The sequence below is a fragment of the Streptomyces sp. NPDC054047 genome (genome assembly GCF_055585065.1).
On sequence record NZ_JBVJKV010000003.1, the window covers coordinates 884,049 to 905,197 of the forward strand.

Sequence of the window (21,149 nt, forward strand, 5' to 3'; positions counted from 1 at the left end):
TCAGCTCTCCATCAGGACCCGGGCGTCGACCGGCAGCCCCGTCGCGAAGGACTCGTTCGCGGCCAGGCCCGTGGCCAGGGAGAGCGCTCCGTCGCCCGCGTCCGCCGCGCGGCCGAGCGAGTCCGTATCGCCGGGCGCCCGCTCGCCGAAGAGATCGGCGAGCATCCGCACGTCTCCGCCGCCGTGCCCGCCTTCCTCCGTGGGCACCTTCACTTCCCGCGGCTCCTCCCAGAAGCGGCGCAGCAGCAGTTGCGTACGGCCTGCCTCGTCCCCGACCGCCGCGCCGTGCATGACGGCGCTCGCCCCCTCGGTCCGTACGTCGGGGCGTGTCCAGGTGGATTCCTCCACGAGGAGTTCGATGCGTCCCTCGCTTCCGTTGAAGGCGATCCGATAGCCCTCCCAGGGCGCGTACGCGGTGAGGTGGTACGTGAGGGTCGCGCCGGACGAGTAGCGCACCAGCACCGCCATGTCGTCCTCGATGATCACTCCGGGCCCGAACACGTTCTGGTCGCGGTGGTAGCCGTCCTCCGCCTCCGCCTCCAGATACAGGGCGCTGAGCACGGACGAGTCGGCCAGGCGGATGGCGAAGGGGTCGCTCTCGGCGGCGGGGGAGCCGTGCGCGCGCGTGTAGTCGCGGGCCAGGCCGCGCCGGTTGCCCGCCTGATCGCCGTAGAAGAAGAGCCCGCCCTGCGCGTAGACGGTCTGCGGCTGCGCGCCCAGCCACCAGTTGACCAGGTCGAAGTGGTGGGTGGCCTTGTGCACCATCAGGCCGCCGGAGTTCGCCTTGTCGCGGTGCCAGCGGCGGAAGTAGTCCGCGCCGTGCCGCAGGTCGAGCAGCCACTCGAAGTGCACCGAGCCGACCTCGCCGATCTCACCCGCCGTGAGGAGCTCGCGCACGGCCGCATGCACGGGGTTGTAGCGGTAGTTGAAGGCTACGCGGACCTCGCGGCCCGTGCGGCGCCGGGCGTCCAGGATGCGGCGGGCGCGCTCGGCGCTCGTGGTCATCGGCTTCTCGGTGACCACGTCACAGCCCGCTTCGAGCGCCCGCACGATGTAGTGCTCGTGCAGGTGGTCGACGGTGCACACCACCACGAGGTCGACGCGCTCGCGGCGCAGCATCTCCTCGAAGTCGTCCGCGCGGTAGGCGGGTACGGGCGGTCGGCCGGGGCGGGCGGTCGCGATCCAGTCGTTGTGGACGGCCATGCGGTGCGCGTTGACGTCGCAGAAGCCGGCCAGCTCGATGCGGTCCGCGTAGGGACCGGCGAGCGCCTCGGTGAAGAGCTGGGCGCGGGCGCCGAGTCCCACCACGGCGCAGCGGCGACGGCGCGGGGCGTCGAGGGGCATGCGTGACTCCGTTCGCGGAGTTGGGGTGTGCGGATGACCGGATGTGGGCGTCGCGGGGGGAGGTGGTGAGCGTGCGGCAACGGTCGCCGTCCACATATTGAGTCGTTTCATTTTTCGGCTCCGAGGTCTTGTCCTGACATTCCCGCAGTGCCTAGGGTCGGCACCGGTGCAAGCGCTTTCTAAGCTCGTTCGAGGAGACCGTATGTCCTCCACCCCCACGCGTCTACGGGCCGCCGTCGTCGGCACCGGCGGCATCGTGACCGGCAGTCACCTGCCCGCCCTGCGGGCCCATTCCGACCGGATCGAGCTGAGAGCCGCCGTCGACGTCGACTCGGCCAGGCTCGACGCCTTCCGCACGGAGGCCGGGGCGCTGGGCGCGGACGTCGAGGGCTTCGCCGACTTCGGCGCGATGCTCGAAGCGGTCCGCCCCGACCTGGTCCTGATCGGCACCCCGCCGTCACTGCACCGGACCCAGACCGTGGCCGCGCTGAAGGCGGGCGCATGGGTGCTGTGCGAGAAGCCGCTGTGCCTCTCGCTCGCCGAGTACGACGAGATCGCCGCCGCCGAGGAGGCATCGGGAACGTACGCGTCGGTGGTCTTCCAGCACCGCTACGGCTCGGGCGCCGTCCACGCCCGCGAGCTGATCACCGGTGGCGAGCTCGGCGCGCCCCGCGTCGCGCACTGCCAGACCACCTGGCACCGCGACAGCGCCTACTACGCGGTGCCCTGGCGCGGCCGGTGGGCGAGCGAGGGCGGCGGCCCCACCATGGGCCACGGCATCCACCAGTTCGACCTGCTGCTGCATCTGCTCGGCGACTGGACCGAGGTGCGCGCCATGGCGGCCCGCCTCGTCCACGACACCGAGAGCGAGGACGTCTCGACCGCGCTGGTGCGCTTCGAGAACGGCGCGCTGGCCACCGTCGTCAACAGCGTCCTGTCCCCGGACGAGGTCAGCCGCATCCGCGTCGACTGCGCGGACGCGACGGTCGAACTCACCCACCTGTACGGGCACTCCAACGCCGACTGGGTCTACACCCCGGCCCCGCACGTCGACGCCGGACGCGCGGACGCCTGGCGCACTCCGGCCGCGGATGTGCCCAGCTCGCACGCCGCCCAGCTCGGTGCCCTCCTGGACGCGTACGACCAGGGAGTACGGCCGCCGGGCAGCGGCACCGACGCCCGGCGCACCCTCGAATTCGCCGCCGCGCTCTACAAGTCGGCGTTCACCGGACAGCCGGTGCTCGCGGGCGAGATCGCCGCCGGTGACCCCTACTACCCGGCCATGCACGGCAGCCACCCCGACTGGAGCCCCACGCGATGACGATTCAGGTCACCCACACCCACGGCGAGCGCATCACGGTCCGGTCGGGCGACGTCGAACTGCTCAGCTACGTCTACGCACCGGACCCGGACGCCTTCGAGGCCCGCAAGCCCTACATCCACCCCCTGCGCACCCTGGCCGGACACCAGGTCTCGGGGTACCGGCCAAGCGACCACCGCTGGCACAAGGGCCTGCAGATGACCGCCAGCCACCTGTCGGGGCAGAACTTCTGGGGCGGCAACTGCTACGTCCACGGCGAGGGCTATCTGCGCCTGCCGGAGCGCATCGGATCGATGCGGCACGACGGCTTTCCCGCCGTCGACGTCGAGGAGGACCGCTTGCACCTCACCGAAGAGCTCACCTGGATCGAGAACGGCGGCCGGGAATGGGCCAGGGAAGAGCGCGGCATCACCGTCCACTCGGTCGACGAGGAAGCCGGATCGTGGGCCCTGGACTGGTCGATCCGCCTGACCAACATCCGCGACGAGCCCCTGCGCTTCGGCTCGCCGACCACCGCGGGCCGCGACATGGCCGGGTACACGGGCCTGCAGTGGCGCGGGCCGCGTGACTTCACCGGCGGCGACGCCTTCGGACCCGACGACGAGAAGGACGCGGCCGGTCTGATGGGCACCCAGGGCCCCTGGCTCGCCTTCACCGCCGAGCACGACGACATCGACGCGCACTCCACGCTGGTCTTCGCGCACGCCCCCGAGAACCTCGACGAGGCGAGCGCGATCCACGAATCGCACTGGTTCGTCCGCTCCGAACCCATCCCCACCGTCGCCTTCTCCTGGGCGTTCTTCGACGAGTTCACGCTGGTGCCCGGCGCGTCCTTCAGCTACCGCTACCGCGTCGTGGTCGCCGACGGTGCCTGGGACCGCGACCGCGTCGCCACCCACCTGAAGGGACTGACATGGTGAGCCTTCCGCACCCGCTGCCCGGAGCCGTCGGCCTCTCGCACCTGACCGCGTACGACTGGGAGGCCGCCGACGGAGTGTGCGGCGGCAGCCCGCATCTGCACCTGGTGTGCACCGAGGCCTATGTCGTCACCGGCGGCCGCGGCGCCGTCCAGACCCTCAGCCCCGACGGCTACCGCGAGGTCCCCCTGGAAGCGGGCGCCGTCGCGTGGTTCACGCCCGGCACCGTGCACCGCATGGTCCAGGGCGGCGACCTGCGGATCACGGTCCTGATGCAGAACAGCGGCCTGCCCGAGGCCGGGGACGCCGTCTTCACCTTCCCGCCCGACGTGCTCGCCGACCCCGAGCGGTACGCCGCCGCGGCGAAGCTCCCCGCGAAGGAGGGCCCGGAGGCGGAAGCCGCCGCCCGCAAGCGCCGTGACCTGGCCGTCGAGGGCTATCTGCCGCTGCGCGACGCGCTCGAAGCCGGGGACAACGGCCCCTACCTGGAGTTCCAGCAGGCCGCGGCCGGGCTCGTGCGGGACAAGGTCCCCACCTGGCGCGAGCTGTGGCGGGCCGGCGCCCTCGCCACCGCCGAGCGCACGGGAGCACAGCTGGACGCGCTGGAGTCCGGCAGCCCCGACTACCTGGCCGGCTCGGGCTCGTACGACAGCCGCCCTTCCCGCATCGGCGGCTACGGCATGTGCGGGCGCCGCGACGAGTACGAACTGCCGGGCACCACGCTCCCGTACCACGGCGAGTAACCGACCCCGTCACACGAACACCCGTCAGCGAACCGTCGACACACCAGAGAGGAGAGGTGTCATCGGCATGCCCGGAAACAGGACGAAGTGGTCCTGCGCGACGGCCGCGGTGCTCACGCTCAGCGTGCTGCTCACCGGCTGCGGCGGCTCGGACGAATCGAGCGGCGGCGGCACGACCGTGCTGCGCTACACCTGGTGGGGCAACCCCGACCGGGCGGCCCGTACCCAGGAAGCCGTCGCGCTGTTCGAGAAGGAGCACCCCGGGGTCGAGGTGCAGACCTCGTTCGCCGGCTACGAGGCGTACAAGCAGAAGCTCGCCACCCAGGCGGCGGGCGGCGACGCCCCCGACGTGATGCAGCTCGACTACCGGCAGATCGACCAGTACGCCTCCGGCGGCATCCTCCTCGACCTCGGCAAGCGGAAGAAGGCCCTGCGCACCGACGAGATCGACCCCGGTCTCCTCGCCACCGGCGTCGTGGACGGCACCCAGTACGCGATCCCGCAGGGCCGCGGCACCGAGACGGTGGTGTACGACGCCAAGCAGTGGAAGGCGGCCGGGGTGAGGCTCCCGCGCAAGGGCTGGACCTGGGACGACTGGGCCGACGCCATGCGGGAGTTGGCGAAGAAGGCGGGCAAGCCGGGGTCCATCGACCCCGGCCAGAGCGAGGACTGCTTCGAGGTGTGGCTGCGCGGCCAGGGCAAGGCCCTCTACACCAAGGACCGCGAGCTGGGCTTCACGGCCGACGACCTGACGCGCTGGTGGACCTTTACCGACAAGCTGCGGCGCGAGGGCGCGGTGTCCTCCGCCGAGCAGACCACGCAGCTCGACGGCTCGGTGGAGAACCAGCCGCTGGCGCGCGGCACGGCGGTCGCCGACTTCAACTGGGACGCCCCCGCCAGCGGCTACACCGCGATCGTGGGCGAAGGACTGACGCTCGCCCCGATGCCGTCGGGCGCGGACGGAACCCCCGGCCAGTACTTCAAGCCCTCGATGTTCATGGGCGCAGCGGCCGGCACCCGACACCCCGAGGAATCGGCCCAGTTCATCGACTTCATGATCAATGACAAGAAGGCGGCGGCGATTCTCGGCGCCTCCCGCGGCATCCCCGTCAACGAGCCGATCCGCGACGACCTCGGCCCCGAACTCAAGGACTTCGACAGAACAGTCGCCGACTACCAGGACTCGGTCGACGGCACCCTCAAGACGCCGCCGAAGGCCCCGCCCACCGGCGACAACTCCCTGCAGACCACCTTCCAGCGCGACTACGACCAGGTGTCGTTCGAGCAGATGACACCCCGCGAGGCCGCGGAGGACTTCATCACCGAGGCGAAGGCGGAGCTGAGGTCATGACCACCACCGACATACCCGTGAAGGCCGTGCGGGCCAAGAGCCCCGCGCCACCGCACAAGCGGCGCGGCAGGCTCCGCCGCGAGGGCGCCGCCTGGGTGTTCCTCTCGCCCTGGGTGCTCGGCGCCGTCGTCCTGACGCTCCTGCCGATGGCCGTCTCGCTGTATCTGTCCTTCACCGACTACGACCTGTTCAACGCCCCGCGCTGGGTGGGCCTGCGCAACTACGTCCAGATGTTCACCGAGGACCCGCGCTACTGGCGCTCGGTCGGCGCGACCCTCATGTACGTCGTGATCGCCGTGCCGCTGCAGCTGGCGCTCGCGCTCGCCGTCGCGCTCGCCCTGAAATCCATGAAGCGCGGCAAGTCCTTCTACCGTTCCGCCTTCTACGCCCCTTCGCTGCTCGGCGCGTCCATGTCGATCGCCCTGGTGTGGCGGGCGGTCTTCAACGACGGCGGCACCGTCGACAACCTCCTCTCCGACATCGGCATCCACACCGGCGGCTGGGTCAACAAGCCCGGCTGGGCGCTGCTCGCCGTGGCACTCCTGACGGTCTGGCAGTTCGGCGCCCCCATGGTGATCTTCCTTGCCGGTCTCCAGCAGATCCCCGTCGAGCTCTACGAAGCGGCGTCGGTGGACGGGGCGAGCCGCAGGCGGCAGTTCGTCTCCATCACCCTGCCGATGCTGTCGCCGGTCCTCTTCTTCAACCTCGTACTCCAGACCATCCAGGCCTTCCAGGTCTTCACCCCCGCCTTCGCGGTCAGCGGCGGCAAGGGCGGCCCCGCCGACTCCACCCTCTTCTACACGCTCTACCTCTACGACCGCGGCTTCGTCGCCTCCCACATGGGCTACGCCTCCGCCATGGCCTGGGTCCTGCTGCTCGCCATCGGAGCCGTCACCGCGGTGCTCTTCCGCACCTCGCGCTCCTGGGTCTTCTACGCGAACGAGGGGGAGCGATGACCACCACCGCAACCACCGTGGGCCGTCGGTCCCTTCCCTGGCGCCGGGTGGCGCTGCACGCCGGATGCCTGGCCGCGCTCCTGGTGATGCTGTACCCGCTGGCCTGGCTCGTCGCCACATCGCTCAAGCCCGCCGACGAGGTGATCGCCAGCCTGAACCTGCTGCCGAGCAAGCTGGAGTGGTCGAACTATTCGACCGCCCTCGACGGCGTGGACGACGTGTCCGTCGGACGGCTGCTCGCCAACTCCCTGCTGATCGCGGGCGGCGCGGTCCTGGGCAACGTACTGAGCTGCTCGCTCGCGGCCTACGCGTTCGCGCGGCTGCGCTTCCGCTTCCGGGGGCCGCTGTTCGCCTTCATGATCGCGACGATCATGCTGCCCCACCACGCGGTCCTGATCCCGCAGTACATCATCTTCAACCAGCTCGGCATGGTGAACACCTACTGGCCGCTGATCCTGCCGAAGTTCCTCGCCACCGAGGCCTTCTTCGTCTTCCTCGTCGTGCAGTTCATGCGCGGGCTGCCGCGCGAGCTGGAGGAGGCCGCCAGGATCGACGGCTGCGGCCCGTTCCGCAGCTTCTTCCTGGTCGTCCTGCCGCTCACCAGGCCCGCGCTGATCACCACCGCGATCTTCACCTTCATCTGGACCTGGAACGACTTCTTCACCCAGCTGATCTATCTCTTCTCGCCGGAGAAGTTCACGCTGACACTGGCCCTGCGGTCGTTCGTGGACGCCTCCAGCCAGTCGGCGTTCGGCCCGATGTTCGCCATGTCGGTGATCGCGCTCCTCCCGATCGTGCTGTTCTTCCTCGCCTTCCAGCGCTTCCTGGTCGAGGGCATGGCCAACTCCGGGGTCAAGGGATGAGCGCGCGGACCCGCGAGCCGGGCGAGATCTTCGGGCCACGGATGACCCTGTTCGCGGACGTACTGGCCATCGGCGTGATCACGGCGTTCGCCTGTCTGCCGCTGATCACCGCTCCGGCGGCGTTCTCCACCGCGTGCACCATCGTGCGCGGCACCAGGGACGCCCAACCCGCCACGGCGGGGCGGTACATGGCGCTGCTGCGTGAGCGGTTCCATCCCGGTGACCTCGCCGCGGGCGCGGTCGCACTCGCCGGCGTGCTGCTGTTCGCGGCGGATCTGGCGCTTGCCGGGGCGGGTCTTCCGGGTGCCCGTGTCTTCGCCGTGACGGCCGCGGTGATCGGGGCCTGCGCCGTGATCGTGGGGCTGCGCGCCTGCGCCCGCCCCGAAGCGCTCGGCGACTGGCGCGCCGCGGTGCGCGGGGCCGCCGGTGACGCGGGGCGGGACGTGGGCGGCAGCCTGCTGGTCCTGCTCGCCCTCGCGGCGGCGGGGCTGTGCGCCTGGATGATGCTGCCGCTCGCGTTCCTCGTGCCGGGGCCACTGGCCATCGCGCTCACCGCCATCGACGTACGCAACCACGTACGCATGCCCCAAGGGGAGACAGCGTGATAGCCCGCAGAACCTTCCTCGCCACCTCCGCCACGGCCACCGCCGCGGGGATCGGCGGCCTCTCCGGTCAGACGGCGGCCGCGGCCGAACAGCCGCGACAGGACGCGGACTTCGTCGCCTTCCTCACCGATGCCGCCGACGCGCGCGCCGCCGCCGTCCTCGACGGGTACGACGACCACCTCACGGAGCTGCGCGACCTGGGCAAGGCCCGCGCCGCCGCCCGCAGCCTGCGCACCCTCACCTCCGTCCACGTGCACGCCGCGTCCGCGTACCACCACGACGGCGCGCTCCTGGGCCCGCTGCACGAGCTCGCGGACACGCTCGCCGAGGAACAGTTCGACGACGGGCTGTGGGACCAGGGCGCCGTCCACTCACCGCCCGACACCGCCTTCTCCATCGTCGACCTCAACATCGCTTACGCCCTGCTCGACAAGGACGCCGATCGGTCCACCGCCAAGCTGCGGGCCACGGTCGAGCGCATCCTGCGCAAGGCAGGCCCCGGCCTCGCGAACGGCGGCGTGCACACCGCCAACCACCGCTGGCTGGTGTGCTCCGCGCTAGCGCGTATCCACCGGCGCTGGCCCGACGCCTCCTACCTCCGCCGCATCGACGCCTGGCTGGCGGAGGGCATCGACCAGCTGGCGGGCGGCGAGTACAGCGAACGCAGCCCCACGTACTCGGCGGTCGTGACCAACCCGGCCCTGCTGACCATCGCCCGCTTCCACGACCGGCGCGACCTGTACGCCCACGTACGGGACAACCTCACCGCCTCGCTCTACGTCACCGAGCCCAACGGCGAGGTGGAGTCCCTCCATTCGCGCCGCCAGGACCAGGCGACACTGCGCTACTTGCCGGAGTTCTGGCTCCAGTACCGGGAGCTGGCGATCCGCGACGGCAACGGGACCTTCGCGGCGGTCGCCGCGCTGCTGCGGGAGCGCGGCGCCGGGCAGACCTTCGGCGAGACCCCGCTGGGGGACCGGCTCGCCGAGGTCCTCGACCGCCCCGAGCTGGCCCGTGAGCTGCCTGCGGGCAAGGAGCTTCCCACCGACTTCGAGCACCACGACGACAGCTGCCGCCTGGTGCGGGTGCGCCGCGGCGAGCGGACGGCGAGCGTCTTCGGCGGCACGGACCTGCCCGAGGTGCACGCCATCTCGTCGGGCCTCTCCACCAACCCCACGTTCTTCAAGATGCGCAAGGGCGCCGCGATCCTCGACTCGCTGCGGCTCGCCCCGCAGTTCTTCTCCCTCGGCCCCTTCCGGTCCGAGGGCCTGCAGCGGCGGGGCGACGCGTGGCGGCTGCACGCGGAGGTCCGGGCCGCGTTCCACCAGCCGCTGCCCCGGCGCCACCGGCGGAGGGACGGGCTCTACCCGCTCACCGACGACGGGCGCTTCTGGTCGGCGATGGACTTCCCGCACCGGCCCAAGGAGTACCGGACCCTGCGCACCGAGATCCTGGTGCGCGAGACGGACGACGGCGGCTGGGAGCTGTCCTTCGACGTGTCGGGGTCCGCGGTGCCGCTGGCCCTCGAACTGTGCTTCCGGCGGGGCGGTGAGCTGTCGGGGGAGGGGCTTGAGCCGGTCGCCGGTGCCGACGACACCTACCAGCTCGTCAGCGGCGAGGCGGTCTACACGGTCGGCGAGGACCGGATCACCTTCGGCCCGGGCAACGGGAAGGGCGGCAAGCAGCCGCCCGTGGTCGATCCGGGGGAGCGCTACACCTGGATGAAGGGCTCCCTCACCCCGGACGGCATCCGGGTCCTGATCACCGGCCGTTCGCCGCTGACGTATCGGATGACGCTGCGTTGACGTGCGCGTGGTCCGGGCGGCGGGCGAAGAAGACGAACTCCCTGCCCGGCCGGTCCGGGGCGTCGCGGACCTCGTCCACCACGTAGCCGTGCGCGGTCAGCGAGGCGGTCACTTCGTCGCGCTCGCGGAAGCGCAGGGTGGAGTCGGAGGCGAGCCGCTCGCCCGTCGCGCTGAGGATAGGGATGGGCACGCAACCGGCGGAACCGTGCTGAACGCAGACAGCACGGCCCCGCCGCCCCGGCCTGAGCTGCGCGAGCGCACTGTCCGCCCCCGTCGCTCGTTGACCGGGCATGAGCGACTTCGAGCAGTGGATGGCCACCGTCGCGGCGACGCCCGGCCCCGGCGAGGAACGCCTCGACCAGCTACGCAAGGGCGACGGGATCGACGGCCTGGACGACGACGAACAGGCGGTGTGGGTGCTGCGCGTCCTCGTCGACTACACCCGCGAGCCCCTCGGCTGGCAGGCCCGCGTCCTCGTCGGCCGCGCCGGCCCCGAGTGCGTTGGCCCCGCGACCGGCGTCGGCCGCCTCAACAACTCGATCGTCGCCGTCATGGACCAGGCGCAGGGCCTCGCCGACATCACCCGCAGGCCGGTGAAGGTGATCCACGGCGTGGACGGCGAGCCGGACCGCTTCCTGCCCACCCTGGCCAAACATGCCCCTGGCCTGCGCGGCATCGACTCCTTCGTGTGGGCAGTCCTCCCCGAGCTGCTGGCGGCCCCTGCGGCAACCTGATCAGACCTGTTGGATCTATCGGACCTAACCGGCTGCTGCCTGGTCTTCCTCGCCGAGCTCCTCTGCCTGGCGGACCGGCCCGAACCGCGCTTCGGTCTCCTGTAGGAGCCGGTCGGCGAGGGCGAAGTCGCCCAGCTCGACCGCGAGGGCGGCGCGCACGAACGCGGTGAGCGGAATGCTGCCGGTGCGCACCTCGAACGACCTGAGCACCCCGCCCGCGTACGCGGCGGCGTGCCGGCACTTCGCCTGGAGGCAGTAGCCCTCGGTGGCCAGGGCGAGCCGCTTGAAGGCGGCGTTCTTCTCCTCGGTGTGCTGGGCGGGACAGCCGAGGTGGTCCAGCGTGACCCGCAGATGGGCGGCGTTCTTCGCAAGCTCCGGGATGGTCAGCCGCCCGCCGCCGGGCGTGACGTAGCGCCCGGCGGCGGGCGGGGCGTACGGGTGGATCAGCGGCAACTTCACCTCCGTTGCGTGCAGGACGGGCAGCCCGTCGTACTTGGTGTACGGGCCGGCGGCGCCGCGGTGCTCGATCGTCATCAGGTGCTCGTCTCCCTCGCGCGGGCGACGACGAGCTCGTGCTCCTGGTCCTCGTCGTCCTGGTGGTCGTCGGTGGGCCAGACACCGAACGGGCCGGGCAGGCCGGGGGACAGTAACGCCGAGCTGGGCGGCGCCGCCCTTGAGCCAGTGGTGGGCACGGATCACGGGCGCGATTCTCCTGCGGGTCGGCGGGCGGTACGGGCCCATGGTGGCCTCTGCTGCGGACGCGTGCGGCACGTTCCGGCCGCTCGCCGTTCGGGACAACCATCTGCGACGGAACAGCCTGGATCTAGGCCATCGACGAAACACGGTCACACCCGGGAAACGGGTGACGGTACCGTCCGCTGACCGACCCACTTAGCCCCACGTAGGGCCGGCAACAGGCAGGTGCTTGGCCGAGTTTTCCCTTACCCGTGCCGACGTGCCTGACGAAGATCCTCGGTGACGCCGCTGGGCAACCGGGGGGAAACCATGCTGCGCATCCACTTCACCGGCCGAGACCTGCAGAGCGTGCGCCTGGCGCAGCGCCCCGACCCGCTGTGGGAGATCGTCTGCAGTTTGTGCCGTCTCCAGACCCGCGAGGGTGCCATCGCCTTCGATCCATGGCGGCGGGCGGCCAGCGACCAGACCCGCCGGAGCGGGGCAGTACGAGAGGCAGCGATGGCACTGCGCACTCTGGTGCCGCACGCCGCCTACTTCCCGGACTTCCTCACCCCTTCCGTCACGCCCGCTCCCTATGATCTGCAATCCGGTCTTGACCGAGTCCTTGCGACGCCGCGCCACCGTTTGCGCCACGAACTGACCCTGCTGGCAACAAGCGGCGGAAGACCCCAGTTCGGCGCGGAGCTGGCACGAGGTGACACCACGGCGCTGAAGGCCTTGGGCGAGAACCTACGCACCTACCACCAGCGACTCATCGCGCCCCTGTGGAACCGTATAGACACGGCTGCGACTGCGGATACGGCGCTGCGAACCCGCGCCTTGACGAACGGTGGAATCCAGGCTCTGTTCGGCAGCCTGCGGCCCATGGCGGCTTGGCAGGCGCCCGTGCTGACGGTCGACTATCCACTCGAGCGCGATCTCCACCTGGAAGGCAGAGGGCTGCTGCTTGTGCCGTCGTACTTCTGCTGGAAGCGACCGATAACCCTTGCCGAAGACCATCTTCAGCCCGTACTGATCTACCCGATCGACAAGACACCGCCTCCGACGGATGCTTCCGTCACGTCGTTGACGCGCCTGCTGGGCTCTGCCCGCGCCGCGCTGCTGTACGAGCTGGCCGAACTCGCCTGCGCCTCTACATCCGAGCTCGCCGATGCCACAGAGTTATCCCTGCCAAGTACCAGTCAGCAACTGGCCATCCTGCGAGACGCAGGTCTTATCGCATCTCAGCGCGACGGAAAGCGCGTCCTGCACACCGCAACACCGCTGGGTCGACGTCTGCTCAACGGCCGCTGAAGTCAACGCCATCAGTGCCGGCGCCCTATGCGCTCCGACGTTTTGGCTGGAGCCAAAACCACACGCGCTCGGTGCAGCAACCACCCCAGACTGCTGGTGCCGCTCGACCGGTCGGCAACCGCTGTTGAAGGGGGAAACATGCCCGTACGTCATCTCGCGGTATCGGTAGCCATGGCTGCCGTGGCATCCATCGGATTCACGGCGCCCGCGGCGAACGCCACCACGGAAGGTTCCATCCAGGTGAAGGGCGGCTGCGGCGACCGAAAGGACGTGTATACCAGCGGGGCGGAAGCACACTGGACGATCTCGTGCAGCAGCACCTCGGTCTACGTCCGAGGCTGGCTGAAGGACACTGCCTCTGACGGCCAATGCGCTGAGGTCTACGCGTTCTTCCCCAAGACCGGAAACACGCTGTACAGCCCGAAAGCGTGCCCCAAGGGCGAGGTCCAAAATATCAACCTCGGAGACCTCGGGAACACGGCGAACGTCTACCTGCGCGAAATAGGCTGATCGACTCCGCCCAGCCTGACAGACGTCTGACTACGAAAGCGGCTCGGGCAGAGGCATCACCGTCAGACGATGCCTTGTCTGAGCCGCGCGAAGCGCCTTCCACAACGGCCAACGGCCTCCTCCGTGAAAGACCGGAAGAACAAGAAAGGTGTAGCCGTGCGTACAAGAATTTCAGCTCTGGCTGCCGGCGCGGCCGCCCTCACGCTGTTGGCTGGTGCCGCCGGCTCAGCGCAGGCGAGCCCCAGTGCGACGATCCAGCGGTGCAAGGCGGGCCAGGTATGCGTGTATGACAGCGACAGCCCGAGGGACCCGGCCGTTGCCACATACGGGAACTGGGACGGCAACAGCGGCGCGGACGTGATCTTCAACAACGGCCAAAGCGACCCCGGAGCCGATCACATCCGCTGGCGTGGATACACAGCGAGAGGTGACGCACACGGATGCCTGCACTTCCAGGAAACCAACCGCACCGACGCCCTCGGATGGCCAGCCGGAACCCCCGGGGTCATGATGGCCGGGGACCCCAACAGCACGCTGAAAGTGCATGTCACCTCCTTGCGGTGGGGCGGGGAATGTAGGTCCACCGAGAAGGTATTCGAGTACGGCAGCACCGAATGACGGCGCGGAGTTCCCTGGCGGTGCGGTCGTCTTCACCGAAGCGCAGTTCTCCGGCCGCACGGTCGACTTCTTCGGTGCCGTCGGCACCGTGCGGCCGAACGATCTGGTGACTACGGACGGAGGGTCTTTGCCGCCCGATGTCATGAGCGTGCCAGATGCGTGGCGGCCGCCGGTGCCCTGAGCCCCGGCCCGCCGCCCGTCCCTGGCATCAAGGAGCCCGCCCGCGAAAGAAAGACTCGATCGTCGTCGGGGAACTGGCGGAGGGTCAGCGTTGACGATGCGCGGACTTCTTGCGACGCGGTAGGCGCAGTTCGGCAACCTAGCGGCTTACTGATGCCACGGATATCCCCAGCTCTTCCCCGATGTCTTTCACCGTGCGCGAGGTATCGGGCCACAACTCCTTCAATCGTGCCTCCGCCTCCGCGTCCAGCAGGTGGCGAGGGCCTGCGGAACGCTTGGGGGGGGCTGGCTTTGTTCACGAGAACGAGCAGCAGATGTTCACCACTTCGGAAGGCACTTTCGCTGCTCGCGGAATAGAACAAGGACATGGCGTTTCTCTGATCATTTCGGGGCGTTGGGCAGGGCGTGAAGATCATTCCCGTGCTGGTGGCCGCTCCTATTACGGCCGTGCTGCCCTTGGCTCTCCCGGGTCAGAGCACCGGCGCTCCCGAACCCCTCGCGCGCGATCCGGGTGAAGACCCGCCAGAATCACGGGCCTCGGGGAACGCTGGCACAGCCGTTGCGCTGAGAACGATCAAGGCCGGGTTGGTGGCGCGCGCCGCCTGACCGCGCTCCGGTGATCACTCGATAAAGGCGGTGCGGAAAATGTCGGGTGACCAGGGCCGGTGTCGCCACACGATGGCGGCATGGATGACACGACCTTGGTATCAAGTTTCCTCCGCGACGGCTTCGTGAAACTGGAAGGCGCTGTCGCGCCGCGCGTGGCCGCGGACTGCGCGCGGCTGCTGTGGCGAGAGACGGGCTGCGACCCGGACGACCCGTCGACGTGGACGCAGCCCGTGCACTGGGTGGCCGGCATGGCTCAGGGACCGTTCGCCGCCGCACCCAACTCACCGTCCCTGCACCGCGCGTACGACCTGCTCGTCGGCGCGGGACGCTGGGAGCCGCGCTACTCGCTGGGCACGTTCCCGCTGCGCTTCCCGCACGAGGAGGAGCCGGACGACGCGGGCTGGCACATCGAGGGGAGCTATCTGCCGGAGGGCGAGAGCTGGTACTTCACGAATCTGCGCTCCCAGGGCCGGGCGCTGCTGATGCTGTTCCTGTTCAGCGAGGTCGGTGAACAGGACGCTCCGACCCGGATCCGGGTCGGCTCGCACCTCGACGTGCCGAAGGTGCTTGAGAAGTACGGGGAGGACGGGGCGAGCGGGCTGGCCCTCGCCCCCGATCTGGTGGCGGCGTCCGACCACCGGCCACTCGCCCTTGCCACCGGGTCCCCTGGCGACGTCTTCCTGTGCCATCCGTTCCTGGTGCACGCGGCGCAACCGCACCATGGGGTGCGGCCGCGCTTTATGGCCCAGCCGCCGCTGATGCCGGCCGCACCGTACGAACTGGAACGGGCCGACGGCGCTTACTCACCCGTGGAGATTGCGATCCGCCGGGGCCTGGGACAGAACACCCCCGGTCCGGACGGCGGCGGCACCGACCGCAGCGCCGGATAGGCGTGCTTCACGACCATCGCTGTCAAGGCGGTGGTGAAATGGGGAAGGACAAGGGAACGGCATGTTGGAGCGGCTGAACCAGGCCATCGGAGCACATCGAGCGCCAGTTGGACCGGGCCATCGACGTAGCCGAGCTGGCGCGCATCGCGGCGACCTCGGAGCACCACCTGCGCCGGATGTTCTCCGCGCTCGCGGGAATGCCGCTGCCGGAGTACATCCGGCGCCGCCGGCTCACCCTCGCGGGCGCCGAAGTACTCGCGGGGCGCGACACGCTGCTGGAGATCGCGGTGCGTTATGGCTACAGCTCCGGTGAGGCGTTCGCGCGGGCGTTCCGTGCCATGCACGGCATCGGACCGGGCGAGGCCCGGCGTACCGGCGCCGCACTCATCTCCCAGTCCCAGATGGCCATCCGCCTCACCATCGAAGGGAGCAGCAGTGTGCGATACCGCGTCGTAGACAAGGCGGACTTCACTGTCGTCGGGCTCAAGACCCGGGTACCGCTGGTGCATACGGGGACAAACCAGGCGATCATGGACTTTGTCCGTGGGATCGATCCGCGGAACCTGGAGCGCCTGGAGAAGCTGTCGCGGCCATGGCCCCAGTATCGAGCGTCGAGGCACAACGGTCAGCACAGCCGTCCAGCTTCGCTGTCTGGCTCGCCTCCCCTATCGCTGAGAGGTTCGCGAGAGGGTTCACTGGCAGCGTGGCACCAGGCGGCGACCGCCAGAGGGCACGGGAACGGTTGGCGGAGGAAGTTCCGTTCGGGACCAGCCGGATCATCACGATCCGTTGACACCGCAGTTCAAGCGGGCGGCGTCGCCCCGGTGCGGAGACAAGACCCTCCGCGCAGGCCGACAGCACGGGTGCGAGACTTTGCCGCCGGCGCTCGACGCGTCAGAGTGATCGGGGCTGCTGTCGCAGGGGGCGGCTCGCCTGGTGCAGGCTCTTGAGCGCCTGGCCGTAGGAGGCGATGAGCGAGGTCTGGAGGTAGGCCACGCCCAGTTCGTCGCAGTAGCGGTGGACCAGGAGTTGAGCCTTGCGCAGGTTCGGCGACGGCATGCTGGGAAACAGGTGATGCTCGATCTGGTAGTTCAGTCCTCCGAGGACCACGTCCGTGAACCAGCTTCCGCGCACGTTGCGGGAGGTGAGGACCTGGCGGCGCAGGAAGTCGGGCCGGTCGTTGCCGGTGAACGTGGGCATGCCCTTGTGGTTCGGGGCGAAGATGGCGCCCAGGTAGAGCCCGAACAGGCACTGGTGCACCACGACGAACACCACTGCCTTGCCCGGGGAGAGCATGACGAACAGGGCTCCGAAGTACAGCAGGAAGTGCGCGGTGAGCAGCGTCCCCTCGAGCCTGCGCTGCTTCAGGGACCGGTCCGCGAGGGCGCGTACCCCTGCGACGTGCAGGTTGAAGCCCTCCAGGGCCAGCAGGGGGAAGAACAGATAGGCCTGCGCCTTCCCGATCAGGCGGGGCAGGCCGCTGGCCGCGCGGGCCTGCGCCTGACTCCAGACCAGGATGTCGGGGGCGACATCGGGATCGAGCTCCTCGTGGTTGGGGTTCGCGTGGTGGCGCGAGTGCTTGTCCTGCCACCAGCCGTAGCCCATGCCGATCCCCAGGTTGCCGGCGAGGCGCCCGATCAGCGCGCTCACCGGGGTCCTTCGGAACACCTGGCGGTGGCCGACGTCGTGCGTGACGAGTGCGATCTGTCCGAAGACCAGAGCGAGGAAAGCTGCGGCAGCGAGCGTCCACCAGCTGTCACCGATGGCCACGAAGGCCAGCCAGCCCCCGGCGAAGGCTGAGGCCACCAAGGCCATCCGCACGCCGTAGTAGAAGGGGCGGCGCCGCATCAGTCCGGCGTGCTTGATCTCCTTCGACAGCCGGGCGTAGTCACTGCCCCCGCGTCGAACCGGTGTGCCCACGGCTGTGCCCGCCCGCAGCGGTGTCTGCGTGCTCATCGGCGGGCCTGTTGTTGCGCCGACGACGAGCGGAGGGTGACCGGCATGATGCCTCTTTTCCCGCCAGGTGCCCGATCGCTGCGCGTGGACGTCGGGCAAGACCGTCACACGAGGATCTGGGGCAGGCGGTAGCGGTGTGATCTGTCACGCGGCCGTGGCGACGTGTCGTAGAGATCGGACCCGCACAGTCGTGGCGCATTGCTTGCGAGCGCCGTCATCGCGACCGAGTGCGGAGCCAGTACGTCTTCCGGGGATTCCAGGAAGAGCAGCCAAGGGCTAGGGCATCTTGCATCCAGAGTACCCATCGTCGTGTTCACATCACGTAAGGGGAGTGGCGGCGACGAGACCCGCTCTCCGATCACCTGCGATGTTCGCGGTTCGGCGGTCCTGGCCAATCCAGCTGCCCCCGTGGGCACCGGTAACGGCGGTCCCAACGGTCCTGCCGGTGACTTCCGCCCACACGTAGTGCGGGATGAACCCGCGCAGCGTTCCGTGCCGCATCCGGGCGAGGATCGAGGACGGCTCACCCCGCTTCAGCGCCGCGGTGACGTTCACCGCGTGTGCGGGGAATGGACGCAGACGGCTGTGGCTGAGGCCCTCTGGCGAGTCGCCGCTGCCGCCGCAGCCGTCCCGGCGCCACAGAGGCCTGTGGGCGTGGGCAGGGAACAGTCGGCTGCTGTGGATGTTGCTGAACCCACCGTCTCTCATGGGGCTCGAATATCTAACCGTCACTTAGACGGAAATCTATCGCGGTCAGAGTAGACATTGGGTGGTGGTGTGGTTATGGTTTCTCTCGTAGCCGAGATCGAGCAAGGCCCGGCAGAGACGAACTGCCGGGCAGCAGTACCCGCAGTTGCAGTGCGCAGGACGGTGCGGTGGTGGAGTTCCGAAGCCAGAGCGGTTGCAGGACGGTGACAGGACTGACGACCGGACCGGGTGGCCCGCAGTGATCAGGGGCCGCCGCGAGTAGGACCGCAGTACGAGCAAGTGCAGTTCGCGGTACTCAGCAGTGAAGTAAGTGAGCAGCACCTCGGTGAAGGCGTCGGCTGCGGACGCGCGTGCCGGGAGGTTCGGCAGTGGGGTTCTAAGCCAGAGCAGATGCAGGAGCGGCGACGGGGCTGGCTGCCGGAGCGTGACGCTGACACAGGTCACCAGCAGTTCGCAGTACAAGCAGTTCCGTTGGAGTAGCTGAACAAGAGGGAAGAACGGAGGAGCCAGGCGCCATCAGGATCGCCCGGGCGGATTCACTGGGCCCGGGTACCGCAGGACATCGATAGTGAGGTGGTCTCCGGTCAAGCAACCGCGATCCCCGCAACCCCGACGGCTTCCAGGTCGGGTCAGCGGAAACAGAAGGCCGGCGCAGCACTAGGGCCGGTAGATGGTGTAGCAGTTCCTTCGGGGCTCGGGTGCCAGTACGGCACCCGGGCCCCTCCACGCGTTCCACAGAGAGGTGAAATGACAGCAGACGACTCTTTCGGCCGTCTCGATGACGACGACTACCCCGCCTACACCATGGGCCGGGCCGCCGACATGCTCGGCACCACCCAGGGCTTTCTACGCGCCATCGGCGAAGCCCGCCTCATCACCCCGCTGCGCTCCGCCGGCGGCCACCGACGCTACTCCCGCTACCAACTGCGCATCGCCGCCCGCGCCCGGGAACTGGTCGACCAGGGCACCCCCATCGAGGCCGCCTGCCGCATCGTCATCCTCGAAGACCAACTCGAAGAAGCCCAGCGCATCAACGCCGAACACCGCCGCGCCACCGAACCGGCGAACCCCACGGCCGCGGCCTGAGACGGCTGAGACCTACGGCATCCCCACAGTTCGTCTTCCGCTGGCCACGTGCTCGCGCCACATCGAGCAGGAACTGCGAGCGATGTGGGCCGAGTCGCGCTTCCAGGTCTCGCCGAAGACGGGGAACCGACGAAATGCGGCTCGCGAGGCGGCGGAATACACGAGGCGGGTGAGCGGGCCGGGCGACCGACGCGGTTCTGAGCGCGCGTTCGAGATGGTCGCAGAACGAGGCGGGGCTGCACCTGTGGCACAAGTGCGCCCGCGCGGAGTGAAATCCGCGGGGTCCCCGCCGATCGCTGAACTCCCCAAGGCCGGCCCCCGACCCTCAGCCCTTGCCGAAGTGCACCGCGGGGAAGGCGCCCGCTGCCCTGAGGATTTTGGAGAAGCCGCCGGCCAGTTCGGTGAGGCGTGCGGTGGCGGCCGGGCCTATGTGGTCGTACGGGGCGGCGTCGAGGCGGTCGGTGAGCACCTCGGTCTCGCCGCGCAGGGCCGTGCCCTCCTGCGTGAGGTCGCCTGCCTCGTCCAGCAGGCCGCGCTCGCGCAACTGGTCCCGGGCGGTGTCCCATTGCTGTGCGGACCACCCGCGGGTCCGCATGAACAGCGCCGATGTCGGTGCCATGCCGGTGGCGTTGTGCAGGACCAGCGCCTCGATGCCGGACAGGCCGACGATCGCCAAGGCGGCGAGGTGACCGTCACCCCGGTGTTCGCGCAGAAGCGTCGCCGCGTGCCACAGGGCCAGGTGCGGCTCCTCGGGTACGGGGAGATCGGCGTTGGCGGCGTACAACGGCCGCGCCTCCCGCCGGCAGGCTTCGGTGGCGTGCAGCGCCAGTTCGGCCGCCTCGGTCATTTCCGTGGATGCGAGGGCCTCCTTGCCGAGCAGCCGCTGCAGCGTCCGGTCCGCGCCGCGCAGCCGTGCCGTGAGCACCTTCTGCGGTGTGGTGACGGTCCACGCGGCGGGGATGTACCGCCGTACGTGCTCATGGTTGAAGTTGAAGAACGTCGCTGTGACGGTGCCCGCGTCGACAGTGCCGAGAGGTGCGGCGCGGCCCGCGAGGTAGACCATGGGGCCGCGCTCAAGACCTAGTGCCGTGAGTTCTTCCTCGGGCTCCGGCGCGAAGTACATGGCCGCGTGCAGGGGGCTGACGGCGTTGTGACAGTGGCGGCCTGCGCTCGCCTCGATGGACGTCATGCTGTCGCTCCGGGTTCGTCGGTGGGTTCGTGGTGGGGGCAGTCGGTCAGTCCGGCCGCAGTCTGGGTGAGGTGCTGGGTCAGGACCTCGGCCGCGGTGTCGGCGTCGCGGGCGAGCGCGGCCTCCTCAAGCCGGCGATGCTCCAGGGCGCCGTCCCGGTCGGGGTTGCGGTGTGCCGACCAGCGGCGGGCCAGCTCGCTCGCTGTCCACAGCCGGTCGAAGGTCTCCAGCAGGACGGGGTTGGCGCACCCCTCAAGGAGGGTGCGGTGGAAGACCCGGTGGGCTTCGGCCCATGTGCTGCTGTAGTGCTCGCCCTCCTCCGGGACGAATGCCGGGGTGCGGGTCAGGCGGTGGTGAGCGGCCCGCACCCGGGCTTCCCAGTCGACGTCGCCGCGTTCGACGGACATGCGCAGCATGACCGGTTCGATGGTCCGGCGGGCCTCTGCGATCTCCTGCCAGCGGCCGTCGGAGTAGGCGGGGACGGCGAAGCCACGGTTGGGCAGCCGGTCGGCGAGGCCCTCGCCGACCACCCGCACGAGCGCCTCACGCACGACGGCCAGGCTCACGCCCTGCTCTTTTGCGAGGTCCTGGGGTTTGAGGGCATCACCAGGGGCGTGGTCTCCGCGCATGATCGCGTCCCGCAGGTGTGCGTAGACCTGCTCGGAGAGCATCTGCTTCCCCGATGAGGGTGAGGTGTGAGTCATCTGGGTCATGCTCACACAATAGACGATCTGAGTAATAATCGATTATCGATGCTAGGGTCGATCTCGGTGGT

The 21,149-nt window shown here is 69.6% G+C and carries 20 protein-coding genes and 2 pseudogenes; 15 read left to right on the forward strand and 7 right to left on the reverse strand.

What is annotated here, in order from left to right; translation table 11 throughout:
- On the reverse strand, window positions 1-1,344 hold the full coding sequence (locus ACZ6ZP_RS15540; RefSeq protein ID WP_469407069.1) for a Gfo/Idh/MocA family oxidoreductase: 1,344 nt from the start codon (window positions 1,342-1,344) through the stop codon (window positions 1-3).
- Window positions 1,345-1,546: 202 nt separating this feature from the next.
- Between ACZ6ZP_RS15540 and ACZ6ZP_RS15545 the strand changes: the two genes are divergently transcribed.
- The 8 genes from ACZ6ZP_RS15545 (at window position 1,547) to ACZ6ZP_RS15580 (ending at window position 9,905) form a co-directional block, all read left to right on the forward strand.
- Window positions 1,547-2,665 carry a Gfo/Idh/MocA family protein gene (locus ACZ6ZP_RS15545; protein WP_469407071.1) on the forward strand — a complete coding sequence of 373 codons (1,119 nt, stop codon included), beginning with the start codon at window positions 1,547-1,549 and terminating at the stop codon, window positions 2,663-2,665.
- Window positions 2,662-3,585 (forward strand): DUF6807 domain-containing protein, encoded by a 924-nt coding sequence (locus tag ACZ6ZP_RS15550; RefSeq protein ID WP_469407072.1) that lies wholly within the window; start codon window positions 2,662-2,664, stop codon window positions 3,583-3,585. Before ACZ6ZP_RS15545 ends, ACZ6ZP_RS15550 begins: the two co-directional genes overlap by 4 nt.
- Entirely contained in the window at window positions 3,579-4,325 is a 747-nt protein-coding gene (locus ACZ6ZP_RS15555) for a cupin domain-containing protein (RefSeq protein WP_361464808.1), read from the forward strand. Before ACZ6ZP_RS15550 ends, ACZ6ZP_RS15555 begins: the two co-directional genes overlap by 7 nt.
- A gap of 67 nt (window positions 4,326-4,392) precedes the next feature.
- Window positions 4,393-5,676: an ABC transporter substrate-binding protein gene (locus tag ACZ6ZP_RS15560; protein ID WP_351156227.1), complete on the forward strand. Its 1,284-nt coding sequence runs from the start codon at window positions 4,393-4,395 to the stop codon at window positions 5,674-5,676.
- Window positions 5,673-6,632: a carbohydrate ABC transporter permease gene (locus ACZ6ZP_RS15565; protein WP_351156224.1), complete on the forward strand. Its 960-nt coding sequence runs from the start codon at window positions 5,673-5,675 to the stop codon at window positions 6,630-6,632. Before ACZ6ZP_RS15560 ends, ACZ6ZP_RS15565 begins: the two co-directional genes overlap by 4 nt.
- Window positions 6,629-7,495: a carbohydrate ABC transporter permease gene (locus ACZ6ZP_RS15570; RefSeq protein WP_351156222.1), complete on the forward strand. Its 867-nt coding sequence runs from the start codon at window positions 6,629-6,631 to the stop codon at window positions 7,493-7,495. Before ACZ6ZP_RS15565 ends, ACZ6ZP_RS15570 begins: the two co-directional genes overlap by 4 nt.
- Window positions 7,492-8,100: a hypothetical protein gene (locus ACZ6ZP_RS15575; RefSeq protein WP_366462564.1), complete on the forward strand. Its 609-nt coding sequence runs from the start codon at window positions 7,492-7,494 to the stop codon at window positions 8,098-8,100. The genes ACZ6ZP_RS15570 and ACZ6ZP_RS15575 overlap by 4 nt, the downstream gene beginning before the upstream one ends.
- Window positions 8,097-9,905: a hypothetical protein gene (locus ACZ6ZP_RS15580; RefSeq protein WP_469407077.1), complete on the forward strand. Its 1,809-nt coding sequence runs from the start codon at window positions 8,097-8,099 to the stop codon at window positions 9,903-9,905. Before ACZ6ZP_RS15575 ends, ACZ6ZP_RS15580 begins: the two co-directional genes overlap by 4 nt.
- On the opposite strand, the pseudogene ACZ6ZP_RS15585 reads toward ACZ6ZP_RS15580, so the two are convergent.
- Window positions 9,862-10,068: pseudogene (locus ACZ6ZP_RS15585) on the reverse strand (hypothetical protein); the annotation flags it as partial. The gene ACZ6ZP_RS15580 and the pseudogene ACZ6ZP_RS15585 overlap by 44 nt on opposite strands.
- A gap of 127 nt (window positions 10,069-10,195) precedes the next feature.
- Here ACZ6ZP_RS15585 and ACZ6ZP_RS15590 point away from each other — a divergent pair.
- Complete coding sequence (locus tag ACZ6ZP_RS15590; RefSeq protein ID WP_468616784.1) at window positions 10,196-10,639, forward strand: hypothetical protein; 444 nt, start codon at window positions 10,196-10,198, stop codon at window positions 10,637-10,639.
- A 24-nt stretch (window positions 10,640-10,663) separates the two neighbouring features.
- Here ACZ6ZP_RS15590 and ACZ6ZP_RS15595 read toward each other — a convergent pair whose 3' ends face one another.
- Both ACZ6ZP_RS15595 and ACZ6ZP_RS15600 read right to left on the reverse strand, forming a co-directional pair.
- Entirely contained in the window at window positions 10,664-11,173 is a 510-nt protein-coding gene (locus tag ACZ6ZP_RS15595; protein WP_469407079.1) for a DUF6420 family protein, read from the reverse strand.
- Window positions 11,173-11,331, reverse strand: a complete 159-nt coding sequence (locus ACZ6ZP_RS15600; RefSeq protein ID WP_469407080.1) for a hypothetical protein — start codon at window positions 11,329-11,331, stop codon at window positions 11,173-11,175. The genes ACZ6ZP_RS15595 and ACZ6ZP_RS15600 overlap by 1 nt, the downstream gene beginning before the upstream one ends.
- A 313-nt stretch (window positions 11,332-11,644) precedes the next feature.
- Between ACZ6ZP_RS15600 and ACZ6ZP_RS15605 the strand changes: the two genes are divergently transcribed.
- The 5 genes and pseudogenes from ACZ6ZP_RS15605 to ACZ6ZP_RS15625 all read left to right on the forward strand — a co-directional run.
- Window positions 11,645-12,628, forward strand: coding sequence for an ArsR/SmtB family transcription factor (locus ACZ6ZP_RS15605; RefSeq protein WP_399972423.1), 984 nt, complete (start codon window positions 11,645-11,647; stop codon window positions 12,626-12,628).
- A gap of 138 nt (window positions 12,629-12,766) precedes the next feature.
- Window positions 12,767-13,138 (forward strand): hypothetical protein, encoded by a 372-nt coding sequence (locus ACZ6ZP_RS15610; RefSeq protein ID WP_351156202.1) that lies wholly within the window; start codon window positions 12,767-12,769, stop codon window positions 13,136-13,138.
- A 123-nt stretch (window positions 13,139-13,261) separates the two neighbouring features.
- Window positions 13,262-13,756, forward strand: coding sequence for a hypothetical protein (locus ACZ6ZP_RS15615; protein WP_351156199.1), 495 nt, complete (start codon window positions 13,262-13,264; stop codon window positions 13,754-13,756).
- Between the two features lie 866 nt (window positions 13,757-14,622).
- Window positions 14,623-15,435, forward strand: coding sequence for a phytanoyl-CoA dioxygenase family protein (locus ACZ6ZP_RS15620; RefSeq protein WP_351156196.1), 813 nt, complete (start codon window positions 14,623-14,625; stop codon window positions 15,433-15,435).
- Between the two features lie 61 nt (window positions 15,436-15,496).
- Window positions 15,497-16,037 (forward strand): annotated as a pseudogene (locus ACZ6ZP_RS15625) (helix-turn-helix transcriptional regulator); the annotation flags it as partial.
- 292 nt (window positions 16,038-16,329) lie between these two features.
- On the opposite strand, the gene ACZ6ZP_RS15630 reads toward ACZ6ZP_RS15625, so the two are convergent.
- Window positions 16,330-17,391 (reverse strand): fatty acid desaturase family protein, encoded by a 1,062-nt coding sequence (locus tag ACZ6ZP_RS15630; RefSeq protein ID WP_469407084.1) that lies wholly within the window; start codon window positions 17,389-17,391, stop codon window positions 16,330-16,332.
- A gap of 1,455 nt (window positions 17,392-18,846) precedes the next feature.
- Between ACZ6ZP_RS15630 and ACZ6ZP_RS15635 the strand changes: the two genes are divergently transcribed.
- Window positions 18,847-19,185 (forward strand): helix-turn-helix domain-containing protein, encoded by a 339-nt coding sequence (locus ACZ6ZP_RS15635; protein WP_351156191.1) that lies wholly within the window; start codon window positions 18,847-18,849, stop codon window positions 19,183-19,185.
- A gap of 325 nt (window positions 19,186-19,510) precedes the next feature.
- Here ACZ6ZP_RS15635 and ACZ6ZP_RS15640 read toward each other — a convergent pair whose 3' ends face one another.
- Together ACZ6ZP_RS15640 and ACZ6ZP_RS15645 are read right to left on the reverse strand one after the other, a co-directional pair.
- The gene (locus ACZ6ZP_RS15640; protein WP_399972429.1) at window positions 19,511-20,374 is read right to left on the reverse strand and encodes an SCO6745 family protein; all 864 of its coding nucleotides are present in this window, start codon (window positions 20,372-20,374) and stop codon (window positions 19,511-19,513) included.
- Window positions 20,371-21,087, reverse strand: a complete 717-nt coding sequence (locus ACZ6ZP_RS15645) for a GntR family transcriptional regulator (protein WP_351156186.1) — start codon at window positions 21,085-21,087, stop codon at window positions 20,371-20,373. The genes ACZ6ZP_RS15640 and ACZ6ZP_RS15645 overlap by 4 nt, the downstream gene beginning before the upstream one ends.
- Between the last annotated feature and the right edge of the window lie 62 nt (window positions 21,088-21,149).